Below are 24,193 nucleotides of genomic sequence, written 5' to 3'. Positions count from 1 at the left end.
ATCTTCTTATTGAGCTCACTTCCCCAACAACGCCTTCGTCGCTTGTGTCACATCCTCCTGACGCATCAGGCTTTCGCCGACCAGGAAGCAGCGGATGTCTGATTTTGCGAGGCGTTGCAGGTCGGCGTTTTCGGTGATGCCGCTTTCGCCGATGAGGATCTTGCCTTCGGGCACCATTTTCGCCAGCCGTTCGGACACGGACAATGACGTCTCGAAGGTCTTCAGGTTTCGGTTGTTGATGCCAATGAGGGGCGAGGCGAGGTCGAGGGCGCGTTCGGTCTCTTCCTCGTCATGGACCTCGATGAGCACATCCATGTTCAGCGTGTGGGCGGCGTGTTCCAGCTCTGCGGCCTGCGTATCGGAAAGACAGGCCATGATCAGCAGGATGCAGTCGGCGCCCCAGCTGCGCGCCTCTGCCACCTGATAGGTGTCGATCATGAAATCCTTGCGCAGGGCTGGCAGCGATGTCGCGGCGCGGGCGGCGCGGAGGTAATCCGGTGCGCCCTGAAAGCTCGGCCCGTCGGTGAGGACGGAGAGGCAGGTGGCGCCGCCGGCCTCGTAGGCCTTGGCGAGGGCGGGCGGGTCGAAATCGGCACGGATCAGGCCTTTCGAGGGGCTTGCCTTCTTCACCTCCGCGATCAGGCCGTAGCCCGACTGCGCGGCGCGGGAGAGCGCCGGGGCGAAGGGGCGGATCTCCGGCGCGGCTGCGGCCTCTTCCTCGATCTGCGCACGGGGTTTCAGCGCCCTGGCGGCGGCGACCTCGTCGCGCTTGTAGTCGATGATGCGGTCGAGAATTGTTGTCATGAATTGGTCCGTTGCACGAGGGCGGTCAGCTTTTCAAGGGCCTTGCCGTCGTCGATCGCCTTTGCCGCATGCTTGACGCCATCGGAGAGCATCACCGCCTTGCCGGCGACGACGAGGCCGGCGGCGGCGTTCATCAAGACGATGTCGCGATAGGCGCCGTGCTCGCCTTCCAAGAGGCGGCGCAGGGCGGCGGCGTTCTCTTCCGGTGTGCCGCCGACAAGGGCGGCGGGGTCGGTGGTCTCGAGGCCGGCTTCCTCGGGCGTGACCTCGAAGGAAGAGATCGAGCCGTCGCGGCCGAGCGCGGTGACATTGCTGGGGCCGGTGGTGGTCAGTTCGTCGAGCCCGTCGGAGCCATGGACGACCCAGGCGGATGTCGCGCCGAGGGATTTCAGCACCTTCGCCATCGGCTCGGTCAGCGCCTTGTCATAGACGCCGAGCAGCTGGAATTCGGCGCCTGCCGGGTTGGTCAGGGGCCCGAGCATGTTGAACAGCGTGCGCATTCCCATCTCGCCGCGCACGGGGGCGACATGGCGCACGGCGGGGTGATGGCGCTGGGCGAACAGGAAGGTGACGCCGATATCGCTCAGGGCCGATTTGACCACATCCATGTCGGCCATGATGTTGACGCCGAGGGCGGTGAGCACGTCAGACGAGCCGGACGCGGAGGAGACGGCCTTATTGCCATGCTTGGCGACCGGCACGCCGCAGGCGGCAAGCACGAAGGCGACGGCGGTCGAGATATTCCAGGTGTTGGAGCCATCGCCGCCGGTGCCGCAGGTGTCGATCGCGCCCGCCGGCCCCTCGAACCGGTCGGCCTTTTCGCGCATGGCGGTTGCGGCGGCGGCGATCTCTTCCGGCGTTTCGCCGCGCACTTTCAGGGCGGTGAGAAAGGTCGCGATCTGCACCGGGCTGGCCTCGCCCGATAGCATGATGCCCATGGCCGTGCCGACCTCGTCAGCGCTCAGCATATGGCCGTCAGCGGCCTTTTTCAGGATCGGGGCGAAGGCGGGAGAGGTCATGTGACGGCTTTCTCGGGAGGCTGGCTCAGGCGGCCTGTTTCTGGCCGGTCAGGGCGAGGAAGTTGCGGAACAGGGCAAGGCCGTGCTCCGACGCGATGCTTTCCGGGTGAAACTGGACGCCATAGACCGGCTTGTTCCGGACACGGACGGCCATGATCTCGCCATCGTCATCGGCGCTGGCCAGCACCTCCAGCGTGTCGGGCACGGTGTCGGGCCTGATGACCAGCGAGTGATAGCGCGTTGCGGTGAAGGGCGAGGGGATGCCGTCGAACAGCGGGTCGGCAGTGTGACTGATGGTCGAGGTCTTGCCATGCATCATGCGGCCCGCGCGGGAGATGGTCGCGCCGAAGGCCTGGCCGATGGATTGGTGGCCGAGGCAGACGCCCATGAGAGGAATGTTTTTTTCCGCAGCTGCAGTGACGGTCTCCACGCAGATGCCGGCCTCCGACGGGCTGCACGGGCCGGGGGACAGGATGATGACTTCGGGGTTCATGGCCAGCGCCTCGGCGGTCGACAGCGCATCATTGCGGCGCACGACGATTTCCCGCTCCAGCCCGCCGACGAGGTGGACGAGGTTGTAGGTAAAACTGTCGTAATTATCGATGAGCAGAATCATGGAAGTCTCCAGCCTCGCCACTTTACCTATGGCGCGACGCGATGCAACACAAGTCCATGATTTTACTGAGGGTCTGCCAAGGAGCGCCCAGGGAACAGGCCGCCGAACCGGTATGAAATTCTTCCCCGAAAAACAGACCGTGTCGCGGCGTATTATCCGCAGCGTGCAGATGGCGGTGCTGCTGGCGCTGGGCGTGCTGGTCGGCGGCACGATCGCCTATGGCATCGGCAGCGGCGTGGCGGTCGATTCGCGGGAAATGGCTGTCGTCGAAACGGGCGAGGCGGAGTCGGCGCCGGTCTTGCCTGCTGCGACGCGCGCGGCGTTTTTCGACACGGGCAGCGAGAAGCTGCTGGCGACGCGGCGTGAGGTGCCTGCTGCGACGGCAGGCACTGGCGACAGGCCGAAGATCGTCATCATCATCGACGATATCGGCATGAACCGGCGGGCTTTCGACAAGCTGGTGCTGCTGCCGGAGGCGATGACCTTCTCCATCCTGCCTTACGCGAGCGACGCCCAGCTCTATGCCGATCTTGCGCGGCGGACCGGCCATGACGTGATGCTGCACCTGCCGATGGCGCCCGCCGGGGCGGATGGGGTGTCGAGCGCCGGGCCGGACACGCTGCGCCTTGCCGACTCACCGGCGGAACTGCGCCGCAAGCTGGCGCTGAATTTGGGCAAGTTTTCCGGCTATAGCGGCATAAATAATCATATGGGCTCGGGGCTGACGGCCGATCCGTTTCGCATGGAAATCGTCCTTGAGCGGATCGAGCGGGACGGCGTCTATTTCATCGACAGCGTGACCTCCGGCGCGACAGCGGTCGAGGCGGCGGCGGGCCAGACCGGTACCGCCTATATCCATCGTGACGTGTTCCTCGATTCCGACTATGAGGAAGTGACGGAGGAGACGGTCGCCGCGCAGCTGCGCCTGCTGGAAAGCGTCGCCCGCAGCAAGGGGTACGCCATCGGCATCGGGCATCCGTATAACTCGACCGTGGCGGCATTGCAGGACTGGTCGGCGACGGCTGGGGCGCGCGGCTTTGAGGTTATTACCGCGAGTGCGCTGGTGGAGTGGCTTGAGACGCCTGTTGAGGAAGAGGTGGAAGAGCCTAAAGCGATGGCGCGGCTGCGGTAGGTTTCACTGACCTTTGGGGGCGCAGGCCTCTTTCGCCGCCTGGATAAGGGCACCGGCCTTGTTACGGCATTCATTGATTTCCATCTCCGGCACGGAGTCAGCGACGATCCCGGCACCGGCCTGGACGTACATTTTCCCGTCCTTGATCACGGCGGTTCTGAGCGCGATGCAGGTGTCGACATTGCCGTTGGCGGAGAAGTAGCCGATGCAGCCCGCGTATGGCCCGCGCGAGACTTTTTCGAGCTCGGTGATGATCTCCATCGCGCGGATCTTCGGTGCGCCGGAAACGGTACCGGCGGGAAAGCCCGCCATCAGCGCATCGACCGCATCATAGTCCGGCGAGAGCTGACCGGTGACGTTGGAGACGATGTGCATGACGTGGGAATAGCGCTCGACGGTGAACTGGTCCGTAACCTGAACACTGCCGATCTTCGCGGCGCGGCCGACATCGTTGCGACCAAGGTCGAGCAGCATCAGGTGCTCGGCGCACTCCTTGGGGTCGGCGAGAAGTTCGGCCTCGAGCGCGCGGTCCTCGTCCGGTGTCGCGCCACGTGGTCTCGTGCCCGCGATGGGGCGGATCGTCACCTCGTTATCGCGTACGCGCACGAGAATTTCCGGGCTTGAGCCGACCAGCGTGCATTCGTCGAAATCGAGGAAGAACAGGAAGGGCGACGGGTTCAGGCGGCGCAGGGTGCGGTATAGCTCGAAGGGCGGCGCGGTGAAGTCGGCGGCATAACGCTGGGACAGGACGACCTGGAAGATATCGCCGGCATTGATGTATTCCTTCGCGATGTCGACCATCTGCGTATAGCGCTCGTCACTCGTGTTGGAGACGAAGTCCGGCGCGGGGTAGCCATCCGTGTGATGACTTTCCGCCGGGACGGAGCGGCGCAGGTCTTCGATGATATCGGCGAGGCGTTCCGACGCGCGGGCATAGGCGGCGCGGGCATCGGTGCCCGATTGCGGGCGCACCGGCGTGATAAAGGTGATTTCCTGCTTCACATTGTCGAAGACGGCGAGAATGGTCGGGCGGATGAAGATCGCATCGGGCAGGCCGATGCCGTTGTCCTCCGGCTGCGGCAGGCGCTCTATCTGGCGGATCGTGTCATAGCCGAAAAAACCAAACACGCCTGCAAACATCGGCGGCAGCTTCGCCGCCATGTTTTCCGGCAGGTCGATATGGGAGGCGTCGAGCAGGGCGCGCAGGCTGTCGAGCACCGGACCTTTCGCGGGTTTAAACGCGGACGGGTCGGATGCAGCCTTTTCGTTGACTTCTACGTCATCACCCTTGGCGCGCCAGATCAGGTCCGGCTTCAGGCCGATGATCGAATAGCGACCGAGCTGGTCGCCGCCCTCGACGGATTCCAGCAGGAAGGCATTCTTCCGCCCGCCGACGAGTTTGAGATATGCAGAGACTGGCGTGTCGAGATCGCTGACAGCTTTCCGGCACAAGACCTGCGCCTCACCGTCACGGTAAGCCTGCTCGAAGGCGCTGAACTCGGGCGTGACGGCGTACACTGTCTATTCCGTGCCGAAGCTGAACAGGCGGTCCATCTCCGCCGGGTTCTGGCTGACGGTCAGCTCGTTCTGCAGTTCGGCAAGATAGGCCTGTTGCAGCTCCACGGCGATCTGCTGGCCGGTCGCCTCCTTGTAGAGCTCGATCAGCTGTTCCTGCTGCGGCATGGCCGGGAAGGTCGCGTCGCGCACGATGCCGGCATAGGCGGTGACCTCGTCATCGGCCCAGGCGCTGACGAGATTGCCGAGATCGGCCTCGAACAGCGTAGTGACGAAAGGCCGTGGCAGGTTCTGCGGATTGACCTGGGAGGAGACGCGCGTGTCGATCACCGAAGCGCCGACTTCCTGCGCAGCATCGGTCAGGCTTGCACCGCCGGAGACGGCATTGCGAAGGTTGGCCAGTTTTTTCTCGGTCTGGATGCGACGACGCTCGGTCATGTAGGCAGAGCGCACGGCGGCCTGAACTTCTTCGAAGGGCTGCAGCTGCGGGGCGCGGACCTGATCGACGGCGACAGTGAAATAGCCGGTGTCGTCAGACAGATCGATGACCTGGCTCTCATCGCCTTCCTGCAGCAGGAAAGCCTCGTTGAGGATTTCGACCGGCAGGTCTTCCAGCGTCGCATTGTCCGGTGTGAACAGGTTCCGGTCGACCGGGCCGTAGGTGACGAGCTCGACATTCGGCAGGTCGGCGACGGCTTCCTGCAGGGTCGCGCCCTGGTCGCGGGCGAGCTCGATCGTCTCTACCGCATCGAACAGGCGGCGGGAGGTTTCATTCTCCGTCAGTTCGGCTTCAAGGGCGTCACGCTCTTCCTCGAAAACGGCTTCCTGACCCGGCGTGATCTCCATCACTTCGGCGACGGTATAGCCGAGCAGGCCATCGATGGGGCCGATCGGCTCGCCGAGGTCGGTCTCGGAGAAGATGGCGCGCGCCAGTGTCGGGTCGCTGAGATCGTCTTCGCTTACGCCTTCATAGGTGACGCGTTCCAGCGGGAAGCCCTGTTCCTCGGCCAGTTGCTCGAACGGCGTGCCTCCGGCCAGGCGGGAGAAGGCTGCGTTGGCTTCTTCTTGCGTCTGATAGGTCAGTTGGCGGATGGTGCGGGTCTCGGGTGTCGACAGCAAGGCCTTGCGGGACTCGAACAGCTGGCGCAATTCGTCGTCGGAGCGTTCGAGACCCTGGGCGAAATCAGCATTGCGCAGGATGACGGCGCTGAAAGTGCGATATTCCGGGGCCATGTAATCGTCGGAATTGGCTTCGTAAAAGCCGCGCAGCTCTTCTTCGGTCGGGGCAGTAATGGCATCCGCCGGGGTCGTCAGCGACACGAAGCTGACCTGACGTGTTTCGCCCTGGCGCTTCAGTTGCAGGTCTAGCCACGGGGTCGGCGCGGGTGTCGTCACGCCGATGGAGCCGAGCAGGTGGTCACGCAGGATTTCGAACGCGATCTCCTCACGGAACTGGTCGAGGGTGATCCGGTTGTTCTGCAGGATGGCAATCAGCACTTCCTGGTCGAACTCGCCCGAATTGGGGTTCTCGAAGGCAGGCTCGGCACGCAGGTAATCGCCGACCATTTCGTTGGTGGCGGTCATGTTCAGGCGCTGTGCCTCCTGCTGGATCACAGAGCGGGCGGTGAGGGTCTGGATCGTCGCGTCGAGCAGGCCAGCCGAAACGGCTTCGTCATTGGTCAGGCTCTCGCCGGTCTGGCGGCGGTAATAATCGACCTGCCGGGTAAACTCGTCACGAACATCGGTCGCTTCGAACTTGTCGTCGCCAACGGTCAGGGCTGCGCGCTTGGTAAAATTGCTCAGGCTCGGCACGCCAACAAAAGCGAACGCCAAAATTGCAAGCACAAGAATAAAGAGACCGGCGAACCCGGTGGCCGCATTTCTGATCGTCGAAAGCATGAACTCCGCTCCTGCACATTCCTTGACTGTAAGTGTGGCTTGCAGCGATAAGCCATCGCGCCCGATATTGGCAAGTGTTATGGGCTTTCAACGGCGTTTATTCACCGTGATCAGTGATAACGCCCGATCATGACAAGACAAAACCGGACGAGGAACCCGCATGGAAGACATTCGCAAGCTGATCGTCGGCAACTGGAAGATGCATGGCCTGAAATCTGCCCTTGATGAAGTCGACAGGCTGGCGGAGCTGTGCAGCAGGGGTGAGCCGAAAGCGGATATCCTGATCTGCCCACCGGCGACGCTGCTGTCCGAGATGGCCAAGCCGTGCGCCGATGCCGGTTTTCTGGTCGGTGGGCAGACCTGCCATCACAAGCTGAAAGGCGCCTATACTGGCGAGATCAGCGCAGAGATGCTGAAGGATGCCGGTGCGACCCATGTGATTCTCGGCCATTCGGAGCGCCGTCTCTATAATGGCGAGACCAATGAGCAGGTGAAGGCCAAGGCCGAGGCCGCCATCGAGGTCGGGCTCATCCCGATCATCTGCATCGGCGAGACGCGCATGGAGCGCGATTCAGGCCAGGCCGTGGCGGTCGTCTCGCAATTCCTTGCCGGGTCGATCCCCGACGAGATCGAGGATTTCGTCGTTTCCTATGAACCGCTCTGGGCGATCGGGACCGGTCTGGTGCCGAGCCCTGGAGAGATTGCCGAAATCCATATGGCGATACGCCAGCGTGTCGGGGGAGATATCCCGATCCTGTATGGCGGGTCGGTGAAGCCGGATAATGCCGAACGGCTGCTGTCCATCGCCAATGTCAACGGCGCACTGGTCGGCGGGGCCAGCCTGAAGGCTGACGACTTCTACGGTATCATCAAGGCGGCCTGAGGCCAGTGTTCAGGGAGTCGCCTTATGCTGTTGATCCTGCTTGTCATTCTGGTTGTCATCGCGTTAGTGCATGCGCGTATTTACGTGCGTGAAGCCGAGCAGGGCGTGCCACCGGCAGGCGAGTTTCGTATCATTGACGGGATCAAGCTGCATTACCTCGATGCCGGGCCTAGAGACAGTCTCCAGGCGCCGGTCGTGCTGATCCACGGCGTCAGCTCCAACATGCTCGACATGAAGCTGGCGCTGGGGGACCGGCTGGCTGAAAGGCGCCGGGTTATCATGCTCGACCGCCCGGGCTTCGGCTATTCCGAGCGGCCGCCGGGCGAGGTCGATATGGGCCGACAGGCTAAAATCATCGAGACGCTTATGGCGGAGCTGGGCGTCGAGAAGCCTGTCATTATCGCCCACAGCTATGGCGGTGCCCTTGCGCTGCGCCATACGCTGGATTTTCCCGGCAGGGCGCAGGCGCTGATCCTGCTGGCGCCGGTCAGCCATCGCTGGCCCGGCGGTGTCGACTGGCACAATCACGCGGCGACGACGCCGGGTATCGGCCCCTTATTCAGCTATACCGTGCCAGCGCTTTATGGCCGCTTGGCTGGGAAGAAAGCCGTAAAACAGGCGTTCTGGCCGCAGGCGCAGCCCGCCGGATATTACGAGAAGGCCGGGATGGCGCTGATCTTCCGCCCGACGGCGTTTCGCTCGACCGGTGAGGACCTGGTCGGTCTTTATGACGAGATCACCAATATGGAGCCGCATTACGGATCGATCCGCCAGCCGGTGCACATGCTGGCGGGGACCCACGACACAACCGTGCTGTCGACGATTCATTGTTTTGGGCTGAAGGCAAAAGTCGCCGATACCAGCCTGCAATTTTTCGACAATGTCGGCCACACGATCCATCACGCCTGCGGCGATGAGGTTGATAAGCTTCTCTCTAGCCTTGACGCGAATGTTGACGTACAGGGCTGACGGGGCTATCGCGCTCTTTTGCTGCAGGTTTTGACCTTGGCACGGCCAGTGCCATTGTTTATATGCAGCGTTCACAGCGTTATTGAGTGCCCGCCAGAGCGGGCGTTGCGAGAAAAGTTACCCGCATGGAAACGATCATCCTCATCATCTATTGCTTCATCGTGATTGCGCTTGTCGGCGTCGTGCTGATGCAGCGCTCCGAAGGCGGCGCGCTCGGCATGGGCGGCGGTGGCGGCGGTGTCATGTCCGGCCGCGGCGCGGCCAGCGCCCTGACGCGCACGACCAGCCTGCTTGCAGCGGCTTATATGGGCATCTGCCTGTTTCTTGCGGTGATCGCCAAGGAAGAGAACCCGAACCAGGACTTCAACGAGATCCTCGGCAATGATCCGGCCGCGCCAAGCCGTCAGCTGACCCCGGGCGAGGTAACCGGCGATGACCTGCTGGATGGCTTCGGCACGACCGATGAGCCGGCGGAGGAGCCAGTCACCGATGAGCCACTGCTGGAAGAGATTGCTCCGGTAGAGACTGCCCCGGCGACGGAAGAGAGCTCCGGCGACCCGGCTGCTGACTCTGCCGACGAAGAAACACCCGAACAGCCATAATTTTCATCCGGCATTCTACCGGACAACAATGCCGCGCCGCCCACAAACGGCGCGGCAAAGTTTTTTGTCCACAGGTGAGAATGCCCCTTTGACCTGTGCGTAAACAGTCGTAAGAGGGACTTCCATGACGCGGTATATTTTCATTACGGGCGGCGTGGTTTCCTCCCTCGGTAAAGGTGTTGCGGCAGCGGCTCTCGGCGCGCTGTTGCAGGCACGTGGTTACAAGGTGCGGTTGAGGAAACTCGACCCCTATCTCAATGTCGATCCGGGCACGATGAGCCCGTATCAGCATGGCGAGGTATTCGTCACTGACGATGGTGCGGAGACCGACCTAGACCTCGGTCACTATGAGCGCTTCACCGGCGTGTCGGCGTCGAAGAACGACAATGTCACCACCGGCCAGATCTATTCGAGCATTCTGGAGAAAGAGCGCCGCGGCGATTATCTGGGCGCGACGGTGCAGGTCATTCCGCACGTCACTGACGCGATCAAGGAATTCGTGCTGTCGGACCATGGCGGCGCTGATTTCGTGCTGTGCGAGATTGGCGGCACGGTCGGCGATATCGAAGGCTTGCCATTCTTCGAGGCGATCCGTCAGCTGGGGAACGAATTGCCGCGCGGGCAGGCGGTGTTCATCCACCTGACGCTGATGCCATTCATCCCGTCGGCCGGCGAAATGAAGACCAAGCCGACCCAGCACTCGGTCAAGGAACTGCGCTCGATCGGTATCCAGCCGGATATCCTGCTTATCCGGGCCGACCGCGACATCCCCGAAAGCGAGAAGCGCAAGGTCGCGTTGTTCTGTAACGTGCGTCAGAGCGCGGTCGTGCAGGCAATGGACTGCCGCACGATCTATGAGGTGCCGCTCGCCTATCACGGCGAAGGGTTCGATACCGAAGTGCTGCATGCTTTCGGTATCACCGATGCACCGGAGCCAAAGCTCGACAAATGGCGCGAGATCGTGCGCCGCACGACCTCCCCAGAGGGTGGTGAGGTCAATATCGCCATCGTCGGCAAATACACCGTGCTGAAGGATGCGTACAAGTCGCTGATCGAGGCGCTGGCCCATGGCGGCATCGCCAATAATGTCCGTGTCGGGATCGAATGGGTCGATAGCGCCGTCTTCGAGAAGGAAGAAGAGGCGCTGTCGCGGCTAGAGAATGTCCATGGCATCCTGGTGCCTGGCGGCTTCGGCGAGCGCGGCTCGCGCGGCAAGATCATGGCGGCGCAATTCGCGCGGGAGCGCAATGTGCCGTATTTCGGCATCTGCTTCGGCATGCAGATGGCGGTGCTGGAAGCGGCCCGCAACCTGCTCGGTATAGCCGGGGCATCATCGTCCGAGTTCGAGGGGCAGGGCCCGTCAATCGTCGGGCTGATGACCGAATGGCAAAAGGATGGGCTTAAGCAGGAACGCGACGCGAATTCTGATCTTGGCGGCACGATGCGCCTCGGCGCCTATGAGGCGCATCTGAAAGAGGGCAGCAAGGTGCGGGAGATCTATGGATCGGAAACGGTCCAGGAACGCCACCGCCACCGCTATGAGGTCGATATCAAGATCGCCGATGCGCTTGCCGAGCATGGTATCGTCTTTTCCGGTACGTCGGCCGATGGCCGCTTGCCGGAAATCATGGAGAACACCAACCATCCGTGGTTCATCGGCGTGCAGTATCATCCCGAGCTGAAGTCGCGGCCTTTCGATCCGCACCCGCTGTTCGCGTCCTTTATCGAGGCGGCGCTGATTCGCTCGCGGTTGGTCTAGGTCATGGAAAAGCCCGCCGGAGAGCAGAAGATCAAGGCTCATCGGTTAGGCGATAATTACGCGCACCTGTGTGATGATGGATCGGTCATGCCGATCGCTGTCGGGCCGGAATTCTGGCAATCGCAGATCGGATCATTGCCGCCGGGCAGGCTGATCAGCATGTTTCACAGCGCTGAGGACTGGACAGTATGGGAGATGCATCCGCACGGAGATGAATGGATCCTGCAGCTGTCCGGGTCGATGACCCTGATCCTCGACATGCCGGACGGGGAGACAAGCGTGACGCTGGCGCAGGGCGAGTTTGCCGTCGTGCCGAAGGGTATCTGGCACACAGCCGATGTCATCGAGCCGGGCGAGGCGTTATTCGTGACGGCTGGCGAAGGGACGAGCCATCGTCCCCGCTGATTCTCACACGCTGTTGCGGCCCGATACGATCAAAATTCGAGGCCTAGCGATGCCAGCCACTGTCTCCAGAAGTCATCCTGATTTTCTACAGTATCTATTTCTGAAGATGGCGCGGCATCGAAAATGCGGACGAGCTTAGATTTGTCTGCCTTTTTTCCCAATTCGAGTTGGTAAGCAGAAAGGCCAAGTCCCATGTCGCGGGCCATGCCTGTCGGATAGACGTTTTTTCTTGCCCCCTGACACAAGAACTTAATGCCCAAGGGAGCCGTGTCTATTCGTATCGACTGAAATGCAGCAAAATAATCTCCGGCTACAGCGAAATATTCGTCTTGGTCAGAGGGGCGAAAAATGAGTTTCACTTTTAATATAGACTGCTCGAGTGACAGGCTGGTGTCGAGCCTTTGCCCGTCGATTTCGTACTGACAATGTACACTATCGTGAGGCTTGAAGTTGTCTCCCATGAGGTCAACTTACATCCATTGCCTCAACAAAAAAACCCATGATGTTCAGCCTAGACGCTGTTGCGGCCGGCGGCACCAGGGGAGACCGTCGGCATGCCGAGGTCGAGCTGGTCGATGGCATAGCGGCGGAACGGAGCCTTCTGTTCATCCGTGAGGAGATCGTAGGACGTGCCGGTCTGGGCGTCAGGGCCCTTGCGAGCCTGCCATTCGCGGCGGCGTTCGGCGCGATAGGCATCACGATCTTCGCCAGCGGCTTCGCGATACTGGTCGGCACGGGCCGAGAAGATGCGTTCGCGCTGGGCTTCCGACAGGTCATTCTGGAAGAAGTCGGCGGCCAGCAGGTCAACCATCGAACGCTGTGAGGCATCAAGTGACGGCCACATCTGTTCGACCTTGCCGACAGGCAGGGCGACAGACTGAGCCACTGATTGCGATTCCTGGGCATTGACCGAGCCCGAGAAGGAAAAGACGCTGACGAAACCGATTACAAGTCCAAGAAACAAAGGACGACGCAATATCATTACTACACAACTCCTGATACTGCCCCCACACTATCAGGCAGGAATTGAAACCCGTTGAACCGAAAACCTGCAATTTGAGCGGATCGCGTTAACCATGGCGGGCGCTGCAAGTAATAAATTCAGCGCCCCAAATGCGGGCTTGCATTGTGGGGCGGGGTGCGGTAATCACGCGCGCTCAGATCCATTCGCGCCACGGCGCCGAGACAATTTTGAAGAGAAACTCATGGCAGTACCCAAGAGCAAGATTACCCGGTCGCGCCGCGGCATGCGCCGTTCGCACGACAAGCTGGCAGCACCGTCTTTTATCGAAGACAAGAAAAGCGGGAACCTGCGCCGTAACCACCATATCGACCTGAAGTCCGGCACTTATAACGGCCGTCAGGTCCTCGAGCCGACTGACGAATAGGCTTAAGGGACGCAGATGCGTCCGGCCATTCCGGCTTTGCAATTTCAGCCCGGTCACCATGGTGGCCGGGCTGATTGCATGTGTGCCCTTTTTTCGCCTTTTTAGCGTCTATCCTTATGTTAACGAAAAAGGGAATTAACCCTTTCGGCCTTCGCAAGGTTAATATGGGAAGACGCCGACGAAAAAATTTACAGGCAGGCAGGTATGGAATTTTCTCAATCACGTTTTTTAACGCCGCTCAGGATCGCCATTGGCGGCGTCATCGCGCTTGTCGGCCTTTCGGCGTGCGAAACATCCAGCCTGTATGAAAATCGCTATGCCCGCTATTACGACGCCTGCGACCAGCGCGCGGGGATCTGCTATGCAAATTGCAGCGACTTCCCTGAGGGTACGTCAAAGACCGAATGCCAGAACGCGTGTACCGCACAGGTAGACCAGTGTTTTGGCGACATCTCTGCCCGCATCCAGTCGGACAATGACCAGCGCTATGCCTACAGCCCGATGCCGTATTACGGAGCTTATGGTTATTACCGCCCGGGCTATGGCTATTATTATGGACCGTATGATGCGCCTTATGGTTATTACAGCCAGCGCCGCAGGACCTATCCGTATTTCTACAGTTACAGCGACTATGGCTATTACGACCGTGGTCGCTATGACGATTATTATCGCCGCCGCGACTATGACCGCCGTAGGGGGGACGGCAGGGGTGATGGCCGTGACCGTGGCGGAAATGACCAGCCGAACTATGATGATCGCAATGACAGCGGTGACCGCTTCTATAATGGCAAGGTCGTGAAGCCCGGCGTTGCCGCCCGTCAGTCTGATATCGATACCCGCCAGCGCTCCGAGCCGACGCAGCGCAGCCGTAGCCTGGATGCGCCGACGGCACCGGAGACCCGCAAGAGTTCGCCTCCGCCGCAAAAAGTGACCAAACCCGGCCTGAGGAAAAAGAGCGACGACTAGGCCTGACACTCATCAATGACAAAAGACGCCGCCCGTGTAACCGGGCGGCGTTATTTTTGTGCGGGGTGGTTGCGTATTTTTACCACCCGCGCCAAGAACATGCCTGACGTTGAACCCTTTGCGAGATCATCATCAGGAGAGACTTCCATGACCGCTATCATTGACATTATTGGCCGGGAAATTCTGGACAGCCGTGGCAACCCCACCGTCGAGGTCGATGTGGTGCTGGAAGACGGCTCCATGGGCCGTGCCGCCGTGCCGTCCGGCGCGTCCACCGGCGCCCACGAAGCCCACGAACTGCGCGATGGCGACAAGGGCCGCTATATGGGCAAGGGCGTGACGAAAGCTGTCGCCGCGATCAATGGCGAGATCATGGAGGCGCTAGTCGGCGCCGATGCGACGGACCAGGTCCTGATCGACGAGGCGCTGATCGAGCTCGACGGGACCGAGAACAAATCGCGCCTCGGTGCCAACGCGATCCTCGGCGTTTCGCTCGCCGTCGCCAAGGCCGGTGCCGAAGCGACGAACCAGCCGCTCTACCGCTATGTCGGCGGCACCGCGGCCCGCGTCCTGCCGGCGCCGATGATGAACATCATCAATGGCGGCGAGCACGCCGACAACCCGATCGACATCCAGGAATTCATGATCATGCCGCTTGGCGTCGAGACTTTCTCCGATGCGCTGCGCGCGGGCGCTGAAATCTTCCATACGCTGAAGAAAGAGCTGTCTGCCGCCGGTCACGGCACGAATGTTGGCGACGAGGGCGGTTTCGCCCCGAACCTGTCGTCCACCAATGAGGCGCTCGATTTCATCATGAAGTCGATCGACAAGGCCGGCTACAAGGCTGGCGAGGAGATCTATATCGCCCTCGATGCCGCCTCTACCGAATTCTATGTCGACGGCAAATACGAGATGAAGGGCGAGGGCAAGTCGCTGTCCTCGCAGGAAATGGCGCAATACCTCGCCGACCTCGTCGGCCAGTACCCGATCGTCTCCATTGAGGACGGCATGGCCGAGGACGACTGGGATGGCTGGAAAGCGTTGACGGACCTGATCGGCGACAAGTGCCAGCTGGTGGGTGACGATCTGTTCGTGACCAACACCAAACGCCTGGCGACAGGCATCGAGAAGGGCTCTGCCAACTCGATCCTGATCAAGGTCAACCAGATCGGTACACTGACGGAAACGCTGAGCGCCGTGAACATGGCCCACCGTGCCGGCTTTACCTCAGTCATGTCGCACCGTTCCGGCGAGACGGAAGACAACACGATTGCCGACCTCGCCGTTGCGACCAATTGCGGGCAGATCAAGACCGGCTCGCTGTCGCGCTCCGACCGGCTGGCGAAATACAATCAACTGCTGCGCATCGAGGAAGAGCTGGGTCCCGTGGCCATTTATAATGGCCGCGCGGTCCTGAAGAAGTAATGCAGGCCGAATTACCGGCGGGGCTGACGCTCCGCCGGGCCACCAATGCCGACAGCGACAGCGTCAAGGCGCTCGTATGGCAGGTGTTGCGCGAATATGGCATGGAGCTGGACCCGGCCCATGCCGACCGCGGTCTCGATCATATCGATACCTCCTTCGAGGGTGGTGGTCTTTGGCTGGTGCTCGATGGGGACGCGCTGGTCGGCACGGTCGGACTGGTCGCCGTCTCGGATAAAATCTGTGAACTGACGAAAATGTTCCTGGCTCCCGCTGCGCGTGGCAAGGGTCTGGGCCGGGCCTTGCTATTTGCCGTGTTGCAGGAGGCGAGGACGCGCGGCTATCGGTTGATGGAGCTGGAGACCGATACCAGCCTCAAGGAAGCGGTGCAGCTCTACCGCCGCCATGGCTTCGTGCAGATTGAGCATCCGAACACCGTCCAGCGGTGCAATATGGTGATGCACTTAACGCTTCAGTAACCGTGTTTGCGGCATTGATGGAGAGTCAGAATTCAGGCTTCTCGGGGTGCCATGTTCAGTTTCCGCCGCTTCTTTTTCGATGCTTTCCTGCCCGCATTCTGTGTGATCGGCATCGCCTATAACTTCCTGATCGCCCTGAACGGCGAGGAGGGCGTGCGGGCGCACAAGCTGGTGCGCGACGACCTGAGCGAAAAGCAGCAGGAATTGCGCGAGCTGGAAGAGCATCGCGAATGGCTGGCGCGCAAAGCGGACATGCTGTCGGTGAAGACACTCGACGATGACATGCTCGATGAAAGCGCCCGCCGGGTCCTGGGCTATGCCGCCGACGGCGAATATGTGATGCCGGCGGCTGAATTCGACCAGCTGATCAAGCGTTTGGAACAGCAAACCCGCTGATCTCGTTGGCATTTTCCCGTCGACGGTGCGAGTCGAAAAGTCTCCTGAAAATAGCGATTACGCCTTTCGCTCCGGGGCGAAGATGCGCTATATCCCCTCTCAAGTAGAACAACCGACCAAAAGGTGACCCGTTTATGGCCCAGGCTGACGCCAGCTCCCCGAAGAGCAACTACAACGCCACCAAGGACGAACTCCTTAAATATTACAAGGACATGCTGCTGATCCGCCGCTTCGAGGAGAAGGCCGGCCAGCTGTATGGCATGGGGCACATTGGCGGTTTCTGCCACCTCTATATCGGCCAGGAAGCCGTTGTCGTTGGCATGGAAGCGCTGAAGAAAGAGGGCGACCAGGTCATCACCGGTTATCGCGACCACGGCCACATGCTGGCCTGCGGCATGGACCCGAAAGGCGTGATGGCGGAGCTGACCGGTCGCGAAGGCGGCTATTCCAAGGGCAAGGGCGGCTCCATGCATATGTTTTCCACAGAGAAGAAGTTCTATGGCGGCCATGGCATCGTCGGTGCGCAAATCCCGCTCGGCACGGGTCTCGCCTTCGCCAACCGCTACAATGGCAATGACAGCGTGTCTCTGACCTATTTCGGGGACGGCGCGGCCAACCAGGGCCAGGTCTTCGAGGCGATGAACATGGCGCAGCTGTGGAAGCTGCCGGTGATCTTCATCATCGAGAACAACCAGTATGCCATGGGTACGTCGATCAAGCGCTCCCACGCCGAGACGCATCTGTATCGCCGCGGCGCATCCTTCGGCATTCCGGGCACGGAAGTCGATGGCATGGACGTGCTCGCCGTGCGCGAGGCGGGCCGCGAGGCCATGGAGCATGCGCGCACCGGCAAGGGACCTTATGTGCTGGAGATGAAGACCTATCGCTATCGCGGGCATTCCATGTCCGACCCGGCGAAATACCGCACACGGGACGAGGTCGACGATATCCGCACCAATTCCGACCCGATCAAGAAGTGCGAGAATTACATCCTCAGCGGCAAGCATGCTTCGGAAGATGACCTGAAAGAGATCGACAAGGAGATCAAGCAGGTCGTGAAAGAGGCAGCGGATTTCTCTCTGGAGAGCCCGGAGCCCGATCCCAAGGAACTCTTCACCGATATTCTGGCCTGATCCGAATTCTCAATTTCTCTAAGCCGCTCTGCCATCCAGCGAGCGGCTTTTTGATTCAAAGGCTTGTGGCTGTGATTTGGCAGACAATCAGAAGTTTATTTTAAAATGATTTAAGGTGCGGCGAACCCTTGCCCGGCAATGGTGTTAGCGTCGCAATCAGGCATTTTGGGGACTCCCGTTTGCCACAAAAGGGCATGTATGAAGGAAGTATCCGAAGATCAGATGAGCGCGGTCATACTGCGTGGCATCGCGAATGTCAGCGGTGACATGATCGCTGCAATCGATTCGGACTTTCACTTTACGTTTTTTAACGACTCATATCGTCAGGAATATCAGCAGCTCTGGTCGCTTGAAATCCAGATCGGTACGAGCCTGCTCGACGGCATGTCGGGCTGGCCGGAAGAGCGTGACAAGGCACGCGCGGTCTGGCAGCGGGCCCTGAATGGCGAAGCCTATACCATCACTATGGAATTCGGGCCGTCTCCGGCCGAGATGCGCTATTATGCCTTGCGGTTTGCCCCCATCAGGGATGGCGAGACCATTGTTGGCGCGGCGCATATCATCAGCGATGTGACCGCCCAGGTAAGGGCGGAGAATCATCGGGAGCTTCTGATCAGGGAGCTGAACCACCGGGTAAAGAACACGCTCGCCATGGTGCATGGCAATGGCACGCCAGACATTCACTGGCAAGGAACATCGCGCCGAGCGTGAACGGTTCGAGGCGCGGCTGAGCAATCTCGCTTCGGCCCACGACATGCTATCGAACACGCACTGGGAATATACGGACATCGAACAGGTCATAAGCGCGACGATGGCCGGTGCAGGTATATCCTCTGATCGGGTGACGGCTCAGGGGGATAAGGGGGTCATCCTCGGGCCCGAGCAGGCCGTTTCCATGTCGATGGCACTGCACGAGTTGGCCACGAATGCGATGAAGTTCGGGGCGTTGTCCAATGATGTAGGAACGATATCCATCGTCTGGGCGCTGAAAGATGAGGGGAAAGCATTCGAACTTCAGTGGCAGGAGCAAGGGGGACCACCGATCAGCGAGCCTGACTATCAGGGTTTCGGGATGACCATGGTCCGCAAGGCGCTTGCCAATGAATTGCAGGGGGATGTCGTCGTGACATTTTCGCCCGCTGGCCTCGGTTGCGTGGTCACGGCCCCCCTCATCAGCGAAACTGACAGCTGATGCGCCATCTGGAAGGCAAGAAGATCCTGTTGGTGGAGGATGAGTATCTCATCGCCATGATGGCAGAGGACATGCTGCGAACCCTCGGCGCCGAGGTGATTGGTCCCGAAGCGACTGTCGACGCAGCACTGAAACTCCTTGAGGATGCCGAGATCGATTGCGCCGTGCTCGATGTGAACCTGAAGCACGGAACAAGCGATGCCGTGGCAGACAGACTGCGCGAGGACGCAATCCCTTACATATTCGCCACCGGACATGGCCATCGCGACATTGACGCGATTATCCTTTCAAAGCCATACACGGAAGCCAATCTCGGGCGCACGATCACGGAAGCACTTTCGAGATCGCGACTGAAGTGACTGTCCTTCCTTGTTGACGCAGGTCCCGCCGCTCCCGAAACTCCCGCACCAAAAGGGAGTCACCCTTGAAAGGGAGAATGGGATGAGCGAACGCAACGATAGCTACAAGGAAAATCTGATGTCCGGGAAGGTGTGCTTCATGTCCGGGGCGACCAGCGGCATCAACCGGCAGATCGCCGTGCGATTCGCGATGGAGGGGGCGAAGGTTTTCGTCATATCCCGCTCGCAGGACAAGGTCGATGATACCGTTGCCGAGTTGCATGGCCTGGGGGCCGAGGCTGCCGGCGCCGCTGTCGATGTGCGCAACTGGGATGCGGTCGAGGCCGCGGTGAAAACCTGCGTCGGGACCTTCGGCGAGATCGACATGGTGCTGGCCGGGCAGGCGGGGAATTTCCCGGCGGGCGCTGCGCAGATGTCGGCCAATGCCTTCAAGTCCGTGGTCGATATCGACCTGCTCGGCTCGTTCAACATCTTCCGGGCAACGGTGCATCACGTGAAAAAGCCGGGCGCCAGCCTGATCGCGATCACTGCTCCTCAGGCTACCCATCCCTGGCTCTACCAGTCCCATGTCTGCGCGGCGAAGGCGGGCGTGAACATGCTGGTCAAATGTCTCGCCATGGAATGGGGCGCGAGCGGGATACGCGTCAACGCGATCTCACCCGGGCCTATTGCCGACACCGAAGGCATGCGCCGTCTGGCTGGCACGCCGGAAGCGGCGGAGAAATACAAGTCGGCGCTGGCGCTGAAGGATTTCGGCTCGAAGGATAACATCGCCGATGCAGCGCTGTGGCTGTGTTCATCGGCGGCGTCCTATGTGACTGGCACGATCCTCGAGGTCGAAGGCGGCACGTCGCTCGGCGATGCCTCCGGCTCTATGAAGCTGTAATGGTTGGAAGAAAAGCAGTTCTCGTCACCGGCGCAGGCACCGGGATCGGCAAGGCCATCGCCCTGCATCTTGCTGCGCAGGGATTCACCGTCTTTGCCGCCGGGCGCACGCTGTCGACCTTAGGGGCGCTGGCGCAGGAAGGCGGCGAGCGGATCATTTCGGTAACCATGGATGTGACCGACGAAGCTTCGGTAGCCAAAGGGATGGAGACCATCGCCAGTCATCTTGACGGCGCCAGCCTGTTTGCCGTGGTCAACAATGCCGGTATCTCGGTGACCGGGCCGATTGAGCGCGTGCCGGATGCCGACTGGCGGGCCCAGTTCGAGACCAATGTCTTTGGGGTGATGAATGTCACCCGCGCCGTGCTGCCGCAGATGCGGGCGACGGGCGAGGGGCGAATCGTCAACATCTCTTCGGTCACCGGTCGGCTCGCGCCGCCTTTCATGGGCGTCTACGCTGCGTCCAAACACGCCGTCGAGGGGCTGAGCGATGCGCTGCGCCGGGAGGTGAAACAGTTCGGCATCAAGGTCAGCGTGATAAGGCCAGGTTTCGTCAATACCGGGTTCGGTGATCAGGAGCAGGCGGGGCTGGAGCCTTACATGAAGGAGGGTGAGCCCTATCGGGACTCGCTCGAAAAATTTGCCAAGTGGCACCATGACAAGGGCCACAAGGCAGCGCCGCCGCCCCATTGTGTGGCGGTCGAGGTCGAGCGGGCGCTGACAGATGCCAGCCCCCGGACCCGTTATACCGCCCCGAAGAAGAACCTGTGGCTGATCTTCGCGCGCAATTTTCTCCCGGCGCCACTCGTCGATGCCGTCACTGCACGCACGACGGGAATTTCGTAGGTTTTTCAGCTTTTTATGGGGCTTTTCCTGCCGCTGTGGCACAATCGATGCAGGGATGGGCACTGCAGGGGTAGTGGTGAATAACTCGGGAGAAGTCCGATGAAGAAAGTCTATATCGCTCTGGTCGTGTTTGTGGGCGCGTCCATGTACATGCTTGGCCAGGCGCAGGTTAGCGCCGGCATCCTCGCCGGCCAGCAAGTGACGCCGAGCGTGACCTATGAATTCATAGAGTGTGAGCGGCCGCAAATAGCCAATCCGCCTATCTATGATCGCGATAGCTATCTGAAGGCGATCGACGATTACAATGCGCTTGTTGCGCAGGTGAACACGTATCAGACCTGTATCCGCCGCGAGGCAGAGTCCGACATTCGTATCCAGACTGAGGTTATTCGTTCAGCCTACGAAAATGAGTCCGAGCTGATCCGTCTCAATCTTGCCGAGATGCGCAGCAGCCTGAACGGCTGGGCTGACGGGGAATAACGGGAAAAAACGCGCAATAACAGGGGCCTAGCCCTTCGCAGTGCAGCATAAGTTTTGACCTATATTCGGTGTTTCGGCGTTCTGTTCCGCTTGCACAAATTCACCAAACTGGTATCAGGGCTTCCATCCAACGGAAGCCCTTTTCGTTACCGGTGAAAACGCCATTCGCAGCGCGATAGAACAGAAAGAGCCGATATGCCCACACCGCTTCTGATGCCCGCCCTTTCCCCAACCATGGAAGAGGGCACCCTCGCCAAATGGCTGGTCAAGGAAGGAGACACGGTCTCCTCAGGCGACATCGTCGCCGAGATCGAAACCGACAAGGCGACAATGGAAGTCGAAGCGGTTGATGAAGGCAAGATTGGCAAGATCCTGGTCCAGGAAGGCACCGAGAACGTCAAGGTGAACCAGCCGATTGCGGTGATCCTGGAAGATGGCGAAAGCGCCGACGATATCGACATGGACGCGCTCGGCGGCGGAGAAGCCCCTGCCAAGCAAGAAGCCGAAAGCCAGTCCGATGATAGCGATGAAGACGAGGGCGAAGACGACAACGGCTCTGCTGAAACAGGCGATCTGCCGACCCGTCCGGACTTTACCGCCAGCGCAGATATCGAAATCCCTGAAGGGACCAAGATGATCGAGACCGTCGTGCGCGATGCGCTGCGCGACGCCATGGCCGAGGAGATGCGCCGCGACGAGGCGGTCTTCGTCATGGGCGAGGAGGTCGCCGAATATCAGGGTGCCTACAAGGTTACCCGCGAATTGCTGCAGGAATTCGGCGACCGCCGAGTGGTCGACACCCCCATCACCGAATACGGCTTTGCCGGTCTCGGTGTCGGTGCCGCCTTCGCCGGCCTGAAGCCGATTGTCGAGTTCATGACCTGGAACTTCGCCATGCAGGCGATCGACCACATCATCAACTCCGCCGCCAAGACCCGTTACATGTCCGGTGGCCAGATGGGCTGCCCGATCGTTTTCCGCGGGCCGAACGCCGCTGCCGCGCGCGTTGCTGCCCAGCACTCTCAGGATTATTCGCCGTGGTATGCAAGCGTGCCCGGCCTGATCGTCATCGCGCCGTATTCGGCTGCCGATGCCAAGGGCCTGCTGAAAGCGGCAATCCGCGACCCGAACCCGGTCGTATTCCTCGAGCACGAGCTGCTTTACGGCGACAAGGGCGAAGTGCCGGACATGGAAGATTTCGTCCTGCCGATCGGCAAGGCGAAGATAGTGCGCGAAGGCACGGATGTCACCATTTCCTCCCATTCGCGCGGCGTGATGTTTGCGCTCGCTGCTGCCGACATGCTGGCCGAAGAGGGCATCTCGGCCGAGGTCATCGACCTGCGCACCCTGCGCCCGCTCGACCACCATACGGTCGTCCAGTCGGTCAAGAAGACCAACCGCCTCGTCACCGTCGAGGAGGCATGGGCGCCCATGGGCGTCGGGGCAGAGGTTGCCTGGCGCGTTGTGCAGGAAGCCTTTGACTATCTCGATGCGCCGCCCGCCCGCGTGACCCAGGAAGATGCGCCGTTGCCATATGCGGCCAACCTGGAAGCGCTGAGCCTGCCGAACGCCGACAAGGTCGTCGCCGCCGTCAAGAAAGTAATGTATCTGGATAAGTAGGAATATCAGTTCTTTAGACGATTTTCCTCAACACAATAAACGGAGCACAAATCAATGCCGGTTCCTATTCTCATGCCCGCTTTGTCGCCCACGATGGAAGAGGGCACGCTCGCCAAATGGCTGGTCAAGGAAGGGGACACGGTCTCCTCCGGTGACGTGATCGCCGAGATCGAGACCGACAAGGCGACGATGGAAGTCGAGGCCGTCGACGAGGGCACGATCGGCAAGATCCTGATCGAAGAAGGCTCCGAAGGCGTGAAGGTCAACGAGACCATCGCCGTATTGCTGGAAGAAGGCGAAAGCGCCGACGACATCGACGAAGCGTCGATGAAGGGCGGCGCGGCCTCCGGTGGCGGGGACAAAGCCGAGAAGAAAGAAGAAGAACCCAAGGAAGAGCCGAAGAAGGAAGAGGCCGCTGCGGCGACGCCGTCCACGGCTCCTGCTACCCCGTCGAAAGACGCGCCGAAACATAATGGCCGCGTTCATGCCTCGCCGCTGGCAAAGCGCATGGCCAAGAATGAAGGCATTGAGCTGACCGCGCTGAAAGGCTCCGGCCCGCATGGCCGGATCGTCAAGCGCGACATCGAAAAAGCGATGAAGGATGGCACCGGCAAGGCTGGCGCCGCTGCACCCGCCGCCGCTGGCAAGGCTTACCAGCCGCCCGCAGCTGGTATCGACGAGCGCCTCTATCCGGCGGACAGCTATGAGGCGATCAAGAATGACGGCATGCGCAAGACCATCGCCAAGCGCCTGTCGCAGAGCTTCAACGGCGAGGTCCCGCACTTCCCGCTGAATATCGACATCGATCTCGACACGCTGCTGGAAGCGCGCGAGCGCATCAACGCCATGTCGCCGCCCAAGGGCGAGGAAGGCTTCTACAAGGTCTCCGTCAACGACTTCGTCATCAAGGCCTCCGCCATGGCGTTGAAGAAAGTGCCGGCGGCGAACGCGACCTATACCGATGACGCGATCCTGCGCCACAAGCATGCGGATGTCGGCGTCGCCGTCGCCATTGATGGCGGCCTGATCACGCCGATCATCTGGAAGGCCGAGACGAAAGGCCTGTTGCAGATTTCTGCAGAGGTTCGCGACCTTGCAGGCCGTGCCCGCCAGAAGAAGCTGAAGCCTGAGGAATATATGGGCGGCACGTTTGCTGTCTCCAACCTCGGCATGTTCGGCATCAAGTCGTTCTCGTCCATCGTATCCCAGCCCCATGGCGCGATCATGTCGGTCGGTGCGGCGGAGGAGCGGGCGGTCGTGCGCAATGGCCAGATCGTCATCGCCAACCAGATGACCGTAACGCTGACCTGCGACCACCGCGTGGTCGATGGCGCTGTCGGGGCGGAATATCTGTCGGTCTTCAAGAAGATGATCGAAGAGCCGACTTCCATGCTTCTGTAGGGAAGCGATCCCTCCCGGACCCG

Annotated in this window: 27 protein-coding genes; 20 read left to right on the top strand and 7 right to left on the bottom strand. The window is 60.7% G+C overall.

Annotated elements, in window-relative coordinates; translation table 11 throughout:
• Positions 1 to 15: 15 nt before the first annotated feature.
• The 3 genes from trpC to FF098_RS07260 are packed head-to-tail and all read right to left on the bottom strand — an operon-like array spanning position 16 to position 2,439.
• Positions 16 to 804, bottom strand: a complete 789-nt coding sequence (gene trpC, locus FF098_RS07270) for an indole-3-glycerol phosphate synthase TrpC (RefSeq protein WP_155138865.1) — start codon at positions 802 to 804, stop codon at positions 16 to 18.
• Entirely contained in the window at positions 801 to 1,823 is a 1,023-nt protein-coding gene (gene trpD, locus FF098_RS07265; RefSeq protein WP_155138863.1) for an anthranilate phosphoribosyltransferase, read from the bottom strand. The genes trpC and trpD overlap by 4 nt, the downstream gene beginning before the upstream one ends.
• A 25-nt stretch (positions 1,824 to 1,848) precedes the next feature.
• Entirely contained in the window at positions 1,849 to 2,439 is a 591-nt protein-coding gene (locus FF098_RS07260; protein ID WP_155138861.1) for an anthranilate synthase component II, read from the bottom strand.
• A 112-nt stretch (positions 2,440 to 2,551) separates the two neighbouring features.
• On the opposite strand from FF098_RS07260, the gene FF098_RS07255 reads away from it, so the two are divergent.
• Positions 2,552 to 3,571, top strand: a complete 1,020-nt coding sequence (locus FF098_RS07255; protein WP_166426374.1) for a divergent polysaccharide deacetylase family protein — start codon at positions 2,552 to 2,554, stop codon at positions 3,569 to 3,571.
• A 3-nt stretch (positions 3,572 to 3,574) separates the two neighbouring features.
• Here FF098_RS07255 and trpE read toward each other — a convergent pair whose 3' ends face one another.
• Together trpE and FF098_RS07245 are read right to left on the bottom strand one after the other, a co-directional pair.
• The gene (trpE, locus tag FF098_RS07250; RefSeq protein WP_166426373.1) at positions 3,575 to 5,089 is read right to left on the bottom strand and encodes an anthranilate synthase component I; all 1,515 of its coding nucleotides are present in this window, start codon (positions 5,087 to 5,089) and stop codon (positions 3,575 to 3,577) included.
• Positions 5,090 to 5,092: 3 nt separating this feature from the next.
• Complete coding sequence (locus FF098_RS07245) at positions 5,093 to 6,985, bottom strand: peptidylprolyl isomerase (RefSeq protein WP_155138857.1); 1,893 nt, start codon at positions 6,983 to 6,985, stop codon at positions 5,093 to 5,095.
• Positions 6,986 to 7,145: 160 nt separating this feature from the next.
• Between FF098_RS07245 and tpiA the strand changes: the two genes are divergently transcribed.
• From tpiA to FF098_RS07220, 5 genes are all read left to right on the top strand, one after another.
• Positions 7,146 to 7,868, top strand: coding sequence for a triose-phosphate isomerase (gene tpiA, locus FF098_RS07240; RefSeq protein WP_155138855.1), 723 nt, complete (start codon positions 7,146 to 7,148; stop codon positions 7,866 to 7,868).
• Positions 7,869 to 7,892: 24 nt separating this feature from the next.
• Entirely contained in the window at positions 7,893 to 8,837 is a 945-nt protein-coding gene (locus tag FF098_RS07235; protein WP_155138854.1) for an alpha/beta fold hydrolase, read from the top strand.
• Positions 8,838 to 8,962: 125 nt separating this feature from the next.
• Complete coding sequence (gene secG / locus FF098_RS07230; protein WP_155138852.1) at positions 8,963 to 9,439, top strand: preprotein translocase subunit SecG; 477 nt, start codon at positions 8,963 to 8,965, stop codon at positions 9,437 to 9,439.
• 124 nt (positions 9,440 to 9,563) lie between these two features.
• Positions 9,564 to 11,198, top strand: a complete 1,635-nt coding sequence (locus FF098_RS07225) for a CTP synthase (protein ID WP_155138850.1) — start codon at positions 9,564 to 9,566, stop codon at positions 11,196 to 11,198.
• A gap of 3 nt (positions 11,199 to 11,201) precedes the next feature.
• A complete protein-coding gene (locus tag FF098_RS07220; RefSeq protein WP_155138848.1) occupies positions 11,202 to 11,603 on the top strand; it encodes a cupin domain-containing protein in 402 nt (133 codons plus the stop codon).
• Between the two features lie 29 nt (positions 11,604 to 11,632).
• Here the strand turns inward: FF098_RS07220 and FF098_RS07215 are convergent, their stop codons facing one another.
• Both FF098_RS07215 and FF098_RS07210 read right to left on the bottom strand, forming a co-directional pair.
• Positions 11,633 to 12,064: a hypothetical protein gene (locus tag FF098_RS07215; protein WP_155138846.1), complete on the bottom strand. Its 432-nt coding sequence runs from the start codon at positions 12,062 to 12,064 to the stop codon at positions 11,633 to 11,635.
• A 50-nt stretch (positions 12,065 to 12,114) separates the two neighbouring features.
• A complete protein-coding gene (locus FF098_RS07210) occupies positions 12,115 to 12,585 on the bottom strand; it encodes a hypothetical protein (protein WP_155138844.1) in 471 nt (156 codons plus the stop codon).
• A gap of 223 nt (positions 12,586 to 12,808) precedes the next feature.
• Here FF098_RS07210 and rpmF point away from each other — a divergent pair, with 223 nt between their 5' ends.
• From rpmF to FF098_RS07140, 14 genes are all read left to right on the top strand, one after another.
• Positions 12,809 to 12,991 (top strand): 50S ribosomal protein L32, encoded by a 183-nt coding sequence (gene rpmF / locus FF098_RS07205; protein WP_155138842.1) that lies wholly within the window; start codon positions 12,809 to 12,811, stop codon positions 12,989 to 12,991.
• 204 nt (positions 12,992 to 13,195) lie between these two features.
• Positions 13,196 to 13,957: a hypothetical protein gene (locus FF098_RS07200; protein WP_155138840.1), complete on the top strand. Its 762-nt coding sequence runs from the start codon at positions 13,196 to 13,198 to the stop codon at positions 13,955 to 13,957.
• A gap of 147 nt (positions 13,958 to 14,104) precedes the next feature.
• Positions 14,105 to 15,382 (top strand): phosphopyruvate hydratase, encoded by a 1,278-nt coding sequence (eno, locus tag FF098_RS07195; RefSeq protein ID WP_155138838.1) that lies wholly within the window; start codon positions 14,105 to 14,107, stop codon positions 15,380 to 15,382.
• Positions 15,382 to 15,858, top strand: coding sequence for a GNAT family N-acetyltransferase (locus tag FF098_RS07190; protein WP_155138836.1), 477 nt, complete (start codon positions 15,382 to 15,384; stop codon positions 15,856 to 15,858). Before eno ends, FF098_RS07190 begins: the two co-directional genes overlap by 1 nt.
• A 51-nt stretch (positions 15,859 to 15,909) precedes the next feature.
• On the top strand, positions 15,910 to 16,254 hold the full coding sequence (locus FF098_RS07185; protein WP_155138834.1) for a septum formation initiator family protein: 345 nt from the start codon (positions 15,910 to 15,912) through the stop codon (positions 16,252 to 16,254).
• A gap of 134 nt (positions 16,255 to 16,388) precedes the next feature.
• Positions 16,389 to 17,387, top strand: coding sequence for a pyruvate dehydrogenase (acetyl-transferring) E1 component subunit alpha (pdhA, locus tag FF098_RS07180; RefSeq protein WP_155138832.1), 999 nt, complete (start codon positions 16,389 to 16,391; stop codon positions 17,385 to 17,387).
• A gap of 222 nt (positions 17,388 to 17,609) precedes the next feature.
• Complete coding sequence (locus tag FF098_RS07175) at positions 17,610 to 18,098, top strand: PAS domain-containing protein (RefSeq protein ID WP_205967407.1); 489 nt, start codon at positions 17,610 to 17,612, stop codon at positions 18,096 to 18,098.
• On the top strand, positions 18,052 to 18,579 hold the full coding sequence (locus FF098_RS07170) for an HWE histidine kinase domain-containing protein (RefSeq protein ID WP_166426371.1): 528 nt from the start codon (positions 18,052 to 18,054) through the stop codon (positions 18,577 to 18,579). The genes FF098_RS07175 and FF098_RS07170 overlap by 47 nt, the downstream gene beginning before the upstream one ends.
• A complete protein-coding gene (locus FF098_RS07165; RefSeq protein WP_155138826.1) occupies positions 18,579 to 18,938 on the top strand; it encodes a response regulator in 360 nt (119 codons plus the stop codon). The genes FF098_RS07170 and FF098_RS07165 overlap by 1 nt, the downstream gene beginning before the upstream one ends.
• 82 nt (positions 18,939 to 19,020) lie before the next feature.
• Positions 19,021 to 19,824, top strand: a complete 804-nt coding sequence (locus tag FF098_RS07160) for an SDR family oxidoreductase (protein WP_155138824.1) — start codon at positions 19,021 to 19,023, stop codon at positions 19,822 to 19,824.
• The gene (locus FF098_RS07155) at positions 19,824 to 20,669 is read left to right on the top strand and encodes an SDR family oxidoreductase (protein ID WP_155138822.1); all 846 of its coding nucleotides are present in this window, start codon (positions 19,824 to 19,826) and stop codon (positions 20,667 to 20,669) included. Before FF098_RS07160 ends, FF098_RS07155 begins: the two co-directional genes overlap by 1 nt.
• 99 nt (positions 20,670 to 20,768) lie before the next feature.
• Positions 20,769 to 21,149: a hypothetical protein gene (locus tag FF098_RS07150; RefSeq protein WP_155138820.1), complete on the top strand. Its 381-nt coding sequence runs from the start codon at positions 20,769 to 20,771 to the stop codon at positions 21,147 to 21,149.
• Between the two features lie 195 nt (positions 21,150 to 21,344).
• A complete protein-coding gene (locus FF098_RS07145; protein WP_155138818.1) occupies positions 21,345 to 22,769 on the top strand; it encodes a pyruvate dehydrogenase complex E1 component subunit beta in 1,425 nt (474 codons plus the stop codon).
• 54 nt (positions 22,770 to 22,823) lie between these two features.
• Positions 22,824 to 24,170 carry a pyruvate dehydrogenase complex dihydrolipoamide acetyltransferase gene (locus tag FF098_RS07140; RefSeq protein ID WP_155138816.1) on the top strand — a complete coding sequence of 449 codons (1,347 nt, stop codon included), beginning with the start codon at positions 22,824 to 22,826 and terminating at the stop codon, positions 24,168 to 24,170.
• The last annotated feature ends 23 nt before the right edge of the window (positions 24,171 to 24,193 follow it).

The organism is Aquisalinus luteolus (genome assembly GCF_009712425.2).
In the GTDB taxonomy this organism is placed as follows: Bacteria; Pseudomonadota; Alphaproteobacteria; order Caulobacterales; family Parvularculaceae; genus Aquisalinus; species Aquisalinus luteolus.
The sequence above is the reverse complement of the archived record's forward strand: the minus strand, read 5'-3'. Positions and strand labels throughout refer to the sequence as shown.